Here is a 7,351-nt window from a genome sequence, read left to right on the forward strand (position 1 = left end):
CGGTTGGCTATGGTGCTATCCGTCTGCCTTCATCTCGGTATCGATCATGATTGTGATCGGCCCGGTTGAGAATGGTCCCACTCCGAATTCCGTATGATCGATCTCACCCGTTGCCGAAAAGGCCACCCAATCGCCTTTGTAATACTCTATAGCGCTGCCCAAAGGATGCTCGCCCTGATGGGTCAGTGTGGCTTGCAGGGTTACTGGTTTGGTGACGCCATGAATGGTCAGATCTCCAGTCACGTCCGCCGTCGTATCGCCGGTCCGTTTGATTTCGGTGCTGACAAAAGTGATTTCGGGATAGGTTTCGACCTCAAAGAAATCAGCTGATTTGAGGTGGTCATCCAAGGGACCAAAGCCCGAAGCCAAACTGATCGTTTCAATCGTCACGTTCAGCGTCGAGGCTTCCACATCTTCGGCATTTAGATCCAACGTGCCGTCTACTTTGGTAAACTCACCATGCTGGTTCGAGACACCTGCGTGGCTCCAACCGAACCGGACCTCAGTGTGCCCCTGATCGGTCTTATAGGTTTGTGCGGAAGCCGGTGTCACGACAAAGGTCAAGGCAACGGCGGCAATCATAGACTTTAAGGTCATGGTATTATTCCTTCATCCGGTAGACACTGGATTGTAGATGAATTTTCATCTATTAAAATCGAACCAAGACTGCAACCTGAAACAAAGCGAACACGAAGTTGTGAAGAACAATCTGCCAACAGAATTTGAGACAGAAATCTGGGTCGCAATGAACAGAGCCACCCGACGTATCCAGTCTGACATTGGTGCAGCCCTGAAGGAAGCCGGGCTACCACCCTTGAAATGGTACGATCTGCTTTGGTCACTTGAACGGCACGGGGGTCAGTTGCGTCCGTATGAGCTTGCTCAAGACACCATATTCGAACAGTCAAACCTGTCCCATCTCAGCAAACGGTTAGCGGCAGAGGGATTGGTAGAGTTCGTAGAATTTGGTAGCGACCGACGAGGCAAAATTCTGAAAGTCACGGAAAAAGGCCAGGACTTACGAAAACGTATGTGGTCCATCTACGGCCCTATGCTGCACGAAAAAATGCGCGCGTTTGGCAAGGTGGACGGTTGGCAGACATTCATCGAGGCAGCGCAGGATCAAAGCAGTCCAGACTGATTGGCCCCAAGATGACTTGCATGTGGCCGCAACGCGTGTTGGAGCACAAAAAGGCCCCTGCCTTCGCGCAGGCTTTTCTCTCTCCCAAGACGGATCCGATCGGGGACTGGTCGATACCTCGATGGTGTCACCCTCTTCCAGGGTCACATATGCTTTTCTGACGTCTTCCCGGCGGACCAGCTTCACCCCAAAGATCGCCTGCGACACAGCGGCTCGGACTCCACCGCGATCCGCTGCTTGAGCTTGATATGGCCCAGCACCTCGCGAAAGGCGCGGTGTTTAGGTTTGCCTTCCAGATAGTCCGCCAGTTTGAGCAGGTTGATCGGATGCTTCGCGATCAACGCCTCAATCCGTTGCACAGCGTCGTCGAGGTCATAGTGATCCACGTACTGACAGGCCACCTGCGTGGGCGTCAGCAGGCAGTAATCCTGCGGGCGTTTCTCAGTATAACGCGTGATGTCGAAGGGCGACGCGCCGAGGGCGTGGAACTTGGGGATGTGCACGCGCATATCGGCTTCGGCGTGCTTCAACACCGTGCCAGAGGTCTGGCGAAACCCCAGCGGGCCAAGCTTGCCGACCACATGCCTGCGCATCGCCGGAGACACCATGTCCACATCCGCCCGGTCGTATTTCAAATCATCGAACACCGACAGCAGCCTCAGCTTTTCATCAGCGATCTGAAAATAGGGCTCGGCGCTGAACGCCCGCATTTGCTCCAGCACCTGCGCACGCACAGTTTCAGGGTCTGAAACGAAATCGGCCCCGGCGGGTTGAACCGCCGAGGCCGTAAATAGTCGCAGCAAGCGTCGGATCAAAGACCGGTGCTCACGTCGATGGTGTTGCCCTCTTCCAGGGTCACATATGCTTTTTTGACGTCTTTCCGACGGCCCAGCTGGCCGCGGAACCGCTTGACCTTGCCTTTGGTCACGGTGGTGTTCACCGCTTTGACCTTCACACCAAACAGCGCCTCAACGGCCTCTTTGATCTGCGGCTTGTTGCTGTCGATCGCCACTTCAAAGACAACCGCGCCGTTTTCGGACGCCATGGTCGACTTTTCGGTGATGATCGGCTTGCGGATCACGTCGTAGTGTTCTGCCTTCGCGCTCATTTCAGACGAGCCTCCAGTGCTTCGACAGCCGCTTTGGTGAGCACCAGGGTGTCACGCTTGAGGATGTCATAAACGTTTGCACCCATCGACGGCAGGATATCCAGACCTTCGATGTTGCGCGACGCCTTCAGGAAACCTTCGTTCACGGTCGCGCCGTCGATGACCAGAGCGCGTTTCCAGCCCAGGTTTGCAACCTGTTTGGCCAGAGCCGCGGTCTTGCCTTCGGCTTCGGCGTTCTCGATCACAACCAGTTCACCTGCCTTGGCTTTGGCCGACAGAGCGTGGCGCAGGCCAAGCTTGCGGAACTTTTTCGGCAGGTCGTGGCCGTGCGAACGAGGGGTCGGGCCCTTGTAGATACCACCCTTGCGGAAGATCGGCGCGTTGCGGTCACCATGGCGTGCGCCACCGGTGCCCTTCTGGCGGTAGATCTTCTTGGTCGAGTAGCTGGTTTCCGAGCGGGTCTTCACCTTGTGGGTGCCGGCCTGCGCGTTGTTGCGCTGCCAACGGACCACACGGTGCAGGATGTCCGCACGCGGCTCGAGACCGAACAGATCGGCGTTCAGCTCGATGTCGCCGGCTTTGCCGCCGTCCAGTTTGATTACATCAAGTTTCATGCTTCACCACCTTCCGCGGGAGCTTCTTCCGCAGGTGCTTCGGTTGCAGCCGATTTCACAGCAGCCGGGAAAGGCAGGCCTTCCGGTGCTTTTTTCTTCACGGCGTCCTTGACGGTAACCCAGCCCGATTTCGGTCCGGGAACGGCGCCTTTGATGAAGACCAGACCACGGTCGGCGTCGGTTTTGACAACCTCCAGGTTCTGGGTGGTTACACGGGCAGCACCCATGTGACCGGCCATCTTCTTGCCTTTGAAAACCTTGCCCGGGTCCTGACACTGACCGGTCGAACCGTGCGAACGGTGGCTGATCGAAACACCGTGCGAAGCGCGCAGACCACCGAAGTTGTGGCGCTTCATCGCACCGGCAAAGCCTTTACCGATCGAGGTACCCGAAACGTCAACTTTCTGACCTTCCAGGAAGTGTTCTGCCGAAATCTCGGCGCCCACATCAATCAGGCCATCTTCGGAGACGCGGAACTCGGCCAGCTTACGCTTGGGCTCGACCTTTGCAGCGGCGTAGTGACCGCGCATGGCTTTCGAGGTGCGTTTTGCCTTGGCAGCACCGGCGCCCAGCTGAACGGCGGTGTAGCCGTCTTTGTCAGCGGTACGCTGTGCAACGACCTGCAGGTTGTCCAGGTGAAGAACGGTCACAGGGATCTGCTTGCCGTCTTCCATGAACAGGCGGGTCATGCCAACTTTTTTTGCGATAATACCAGAGCGCATAATCTATACCCTCCGATCTTACGACTGCAGCTTGATCTCGACGTCCACACCAGCAGCGAGGTCGAGCTTCATCAGCGCGTCAACGGTCTGGGGGGTCGGATCAACGATGTCGAGCAGACGCTTGTGCGTACGGATCTCGAACTGGTCGCGGGATTTCTTGTCAACGTGAGGGCCACGGAGAACCGTGAACTTCTCAATCTTGTTCGGCAACGGGATCGGGCCGCGCACGTTCGCGCCGGTCCGCTTGGCAGTGTTGACAATCTCTTGCGTGCTGGCATCCAGAACGCGATAGTCAAATGCCTTCAGCCGAATACGGATGTTTTGGCTTTGCATATTAACAGCCTTTTATCAGGCGTTGAGGTTGAGAGGAGGACAGACGCGCATCGCCAACCCTCTTCGAACCCAAAAGGCGGGAATCACCCCGCCTTGATGTTCTTGTTGAGAACTCGCGCGTATTAGTGGGGTTGGTGGGGTTTGGCAAGGGGGGAAATGGGTTCGACACTGGGTCGGTTAAAATGACTATCTTTCTTAAGCGCCGTCCACCGTGGGATTTAACCAAACCAAGATTAGGCGTTGCGCTTGGCTCGAACAGGTAGAAGAGGCTATCTTCGTTATACACTTCTTGGTCAGTTAGCCGATAGAAATTGCTTTTTTAGAATTATGACTTGTTTAGTATTATGACTTGCCTCATCGCCGACGGTCGTCTTTTTTGGCAAACCAACCCCACGAGTAGATTAACCGCAAACAAAGCAGAGCAGTTTTGGAAGTGTTGTATTTTTGCCGATTCTCGATTAACCTAAACGTGTTAAATTCATGCCACAATCGGCGAAAACCAGAAACGATTGGTTTGTAACCGGCAAGGAAGTTACGTTGTTTTAGGGGGTTGCTGTGAATCTACTCATGAAAAAATTTGCTTGCACTTGTTCTAATTGGCTTTGCTAGCTCATCCACTGCGTTAACGATGACGTATGACGTCGCTCGCACAATAGGCGCAAATACATACTCTGCCAGCTTCACAATTGATATACCAACCAACACGGTCACTGATTCAACATTGGGACTGACCGTCAACTCAATCAACTTTCCGGTGGATAACGGAATTCAATATACCTATTCTGCCTCGTCGGATTTCCTGGCGATCGACGGCGCACTTCCAAATTTATCCACGACCGGAAATGATTTTAGCATCGCTATCATAAATGCGACCTCATCAAATCCAGCGCTGTTAGGGTTTGGTCTCAGACTACCGGGACAAGGTGTTAGCACTGGCATTACCGCGAATGGTGTAACATTTAACGCCTATGCAGGCGCTCCTGCACCGGTTCCGCTGCCTGCTGGCCTACCTCTTCTTCTGTCGGCGCTCGCTGGCATTTTCCTCATGAGGAAGCTTAAGCCTGTACGGTTCAAACTGGCACAAAGTAGTATCCCAACAGCTTTTCGCGATGTTTCGGTCTCGTAACCCATACTAAGATTCCATGATGTAAAGAAAGCTGAGCCTTTGGCTGACCGATCTCTGCAAACAGAGCCCCATGACTCTCATTGAGGCCCGATTGGCATTCAGATGGAAAGGGCGTCCCGAGGGACGCCCTTTCCATCTGACCCGTCGCTGATGCGAATTATTCTACAATCTTCGACACGACGCCGACGGTGCTGCCGCCTTCGCTGATGGCGAAGCGCAGGCCGTCTTCCATCGCGATGGGCGCGATCAACTCAACGCCGAACGATACGCATGTCCACCTCGGCTCCACTTTCAGTCTGTTTCAATCAACCTCAGACTAATTCCTCACTAACCAAGGCTCTTCGACCTTCATGCCTTGATAGACCGCGTGCAGGAAAAGATGAGCAATCACAGGGTCATTTGAGAATGGCGAGAATTGCAGATTTCCCTCTCTGACATCGCCTTCCGCTTCATAGACAACCTCGTCGCTCTTAATGGTTACCCGCACTTCGAGCTCTGCAAGCGTCTCAGGGTCAACCGCCGTGGGATCGTCTGAAAGGATCACAAAGTCTGCCACCTTTCCAACTTCGATCGAGCCTTTTTCATTTTCCTCGAAATGCTGCCAGGCAGGCCAGATTGTCATGGCCTTCAGGGCGGTCATGACATCAACCCTCTGATGCGGCCCCAAAATATCACCGGACCGAGTGCGGCGAGTAACGGTTGCGGCAAGGACCCGCATGCTGTCCGGAAACGCAACCGGAGCATCATGGTGTGTGCCAAACATCATGTCCCGCTCACGCAACCATCCTGTGGGGGAGATGTTGTCGGCATTCACCGGGCCGACCGTGTGATCCCGGTGCCAATCCCCCCAATAAAAGGTGTGCATCGGGAAAAGTGACGGGAAAACACCCAGGCGCTTGAAGCTCGCGACCTGATCCTCCCTTAGAAACTGACCGTGTATCAGAACCGGACGGTTGCCGGGGTCGCCATACTTTATCTGGGCCTCTTCAAGCGCGGCAATGAGCATGTCTGATGCCCCCTCACCGTTGGAATGCACAAGGATCTGAAATCCGTTTTCGTAACACCAGTTCACGGCATCCTGGAGCTGCTCCATTGTAATGGCTGCATATCCTGCATACCCGGCAGCGTAATTTCCAACCGGATCATAATAGGGTCGATCCCGCAATGCCGTGAAACCTTGAGGCGAGCCATCAATCGTGAGCTTACAGCCCCCGACCCGAACCCGGTCATCGTAGTCCACTGAGGTGTTGGCACCAATAAATTCCCTGGCCTCAAGAATATCCGGAAACGCCACAACGTCGATTGGAAGCCCGTCTTCGGCCGCTACTTTCCTAAGAACTTCTACAATTTCGCCTGAAGATCGGCCTTCTTGCCCGGTCGTATATCCAAACTTTGCCCAAAGTTCGGTTCCAGCTCGGGCGAAGGCAGCCAAACCGTCCTCACCCAGATTTCCCAACATGGGCACGAGTACCGCAAAGAACGCATATTCTTCCAGCACGCCATTTGGTTCCCCGGCTTCATCGCGCTGAATCACTCCACCCGGAGGAGCCTCAGACGCAGCTGTGATGCCGGCTAGTTCCAAAGCTTTCGAGTTTGCGACCCCCAAATGCCCGGACTGATGAATGATAATGACGGGTAAATCCTCGGACACTATGTCAAGCTCTTGCCGTGTAGGGTGGCGCAGTTCCTTTAGTTGAGCATTGTCATAACCAAAGCCAATGATCATTTTTACCTGTTCAACGGCCTGCGCATTTTCCTCGGCCCAGCCCGACAGCGTGGATTGTAGGCTGGCGATATCAACGACCTCTCCATCTGGCGGTGCGAGAAGGTTGGCGGACAGGGCCTGCAAGCCCCCCATAACGACATGCCCGTGGCTATCGACGAAACCCGGAAGCATCGCGCGCCCTTCCAAATCATAGGTTTCGGTTTCTTCCCCTTGGAGCGCCGACAAATCAGAAAGCGACCCCACCGCAAGAATGCGTCCATCTTGGACCGCGACCGCTTCGGCTGACGGAGCCATGTCGTTCATCGTTATGATCGGCCCCCCGAGATAGATCTTATCTGCGATTTGTTGTGAGGACGCCGAGGTGGAAAAGAGAGAAGCCGCTGCGACAAGACAGACAGAATACGGTGAAAAGTTCATCATGTTACCTCTTTCCCGTTGCATTGTTTCAATACGAAAGAAGTTAGCATCACCTTGAGCTTAGGCAAAAATGAAAAGGGCGCCCCGAGGGACGCCCTTTCTTTGGGTGTTCGCTAGCGCGCCTTACTCGATGATTTTCGAGACAACGCCGGCGCCGACGGTGC

9 protein-coding genes and 1 pseudogene are annotated in these 7,351 nt (G+C 54.6%); 2 read left to right on the plus strand and 8 right to left on the minus strand.

Annotation, left to right across the window (positions count from 1 at the left end; genetic code table 11):
• Positions 1–15 precede the first annotated feature (15 nt).
• Entirely contained in the window at positions 16–597 is a 582-nt protein-coding gene (locus ACR0ER_RS19520) for a YceI family protein (RefSeq protein WP_480770363.1), read from the minus strand.
• 37 nt (positions 598–634) lie between these two features.
• Here ACR0ER_RS19520 and ACR0ER_RS19525 point away from each other — a divergent pair, with 37 nt between their 5' ends.
• On the plus strand, positions 635–1,141 hold the full coding sequence (locus ACR0ER_RS19525; protein WP_480770364.1) for a MarR family winged helix-turn-helix transcriptional regulator: 507 nt from the start codon (positions 635–637) through the stop codon (positions 1,139–1,141).
• Between the two features lie 182 nt (positions 1,142–1,323).
• On the opposite strand, the gene ACR0ER_RS19530 is transcribed toward ACR0ER_RS19525, so the two are convergent.
• Genes ACR0ER_RS19530 through rpsJ form a run of 5 tightly spaced genes read right to left on the minus strand, consistent with a single transcriptional unit; the run spans position 1,324 to position 3,918 of the window.
• Entirely contained in the window at positions 1,324–1,944 is a 621-nt protein-coding gene (locus tag ACR0ER_RS19530; protein ID WP_480770365.1) for a hypothetical protein, read from the minus strand.
• 8 nt (positions 1,945–1,952) lie between these two features.
• On the minus strand, positions 1,953–2,249 hold the full coding sequence (locus ACR0ER_RS19535; RefSeq protein ID WP_008757532.1) for a 50S ribosomal protein L23: 297 nt from the start codon (positions 2,247–2,249) through the stop codon (positions 1,953–1,955).
• The gene (gene rplD / locus ACR0ER_RS19540; RefSeq protein WP_155148664.1) at positions 2,246–2,863 is read right to left on the minus strand and encodes a 50S ribosomal protein L4; all 618 of its coding nucleotides are present in this window, start codon (positions 2,861–2,863) and stop codon (positions 2,246–2,248) included. Before rplD ends, ACR0ER_RS19535 begins: the two co-directional genes overlap by 4 nt.
• Positions 2,860–3,585: a 50S ribosomal protein L3 gene (gene rplC / locus ACR0ER_RS19545; RefSeq protein ID WP_170334115.1), complete on the minus strand. Its 726-nt coding sequence runs from the start codon at positions 3,583–3,585 to the stop codon at positions 2,860–2,862. The genes rplD and rplC overlap by 4 nt, the downstream gene beginning before the upstream one ends.
• An 18-nt stretch (positions 3,586–3,603) precedes the next feature.
• Positions 3,604–3,918 (minus strand): 30S ribosomal protein S10, encoded by a 315-nt coding sequence (gene rpsJ, locus ACR0ER_RS19550; RefSeq protein ID WP_008756422.1) that lies wholly within the window; start codon positions 3,916–3,918, stop codon positions 3,604–3,606.
• A 628-nt stretch (positions 3,919–4,546) separates the two neighbouring features.
• On the opposite strand from rpsJ, the gene ACR0ER_RS19555 reads away from it, so the two are divergent.
• Positions 4,547–5,044, plus strand: coding sequence for a hypothetical protein (locus tag ACR0ER_RS19555; RefSeq protein WP_480770366.1), 498 nt, complete (start codon positions 4,547–4,549; stop codon positions 5,042–5,044).
• A gap of 157 nt (positions 5,045–5,201) precedes the next feature.
• Here the strand turns inward: ACR0ER_RS19555 and ACR0ER_RS19560 are convergent.
• Positions 5,202–5,312: pseudogene (locus ACR0ER_RS19560) on the minus strand (EF-Tu C-terminal domain-related protein); the annotation flags it as partial.
• 48 nt (positions 5,313–5,360) lie between these two features.
• Entirely contained in the window at positions 5,361–7,187 is a 1,827-nt protein-coding gene (locus ACR0ER_RS19565) for an amidohydrolase (protein WP_480770367.1), read from the minus strand.
• Positions 7,188–7,351 lie beyond the last annotated feature (164 nt).

The sequence above is a fragment of the Ruegeria sp. CH8 genome (assembly GCF_056536985.1).

What these genes read in the sequence shown, in the direction of transcription:
- ACR0ER_RS19555 (WP_480770366.1), top strand. Translation starts at nt 4,547, where the DNA reads ATGACGTATGACGTCGCTCGCACAATAGGCGCAAATACATACTCTGCC.
- ACR0ER_RS19535 (WP_008757532.1), bottom strand. Translation starts at nt 2,249, where the DNA reads ATGAGCGCGAAGGCAGAACACTACGACGTGATCCGCAAGCCGATCATC.
- rplC (WP_170334115.1), bottom strand. Translation starts at nt 3,585, where the DNA reads ATGCGCTCTGGTATTATCGCAAAAAAAGTTGGCATGACCCGCCTGTTC.
- rplD (WP_155148664.1), bottom strand. Translation starts at nt 2,863, where the DNA reads ATGAAACTTGATGTAATCAAACTGGACGGCGGCAAAGCCGGCGACATC.
- ACR0ER_RS19525 (WP_480770364.1), top strand. Translation starts at nt 635, where the DNA reads ATGAATTTTCATCTATTAAAATCGAACCAAGACTGCAACCTGAAACAA.
- rpsJ (WP_008756422.1), bottom strand. Translation starts at nt 3,918, where the DNA reads ATGCAAAGCCAAAACATCCGTATTCGGCTGAAGGCATTTGACTATCGC.
- ACR0ER_RS19520 (WP_480770363.1), bottom strand. Translation starts at nt 597, where the DNA reads ATGACCTTAAAGTCTATGATTGCCGCCGTTGCCTTGACCTTTGTCGTG.
- ACR0ER_RS19565 (WP_480770367.1), bottom strand. Translation starts at nt 7,187, where the DNA reads ATGAACTTTTCACCGTATTCTGTCTGTCTTGTCGCAGCGGCTTCTCTC.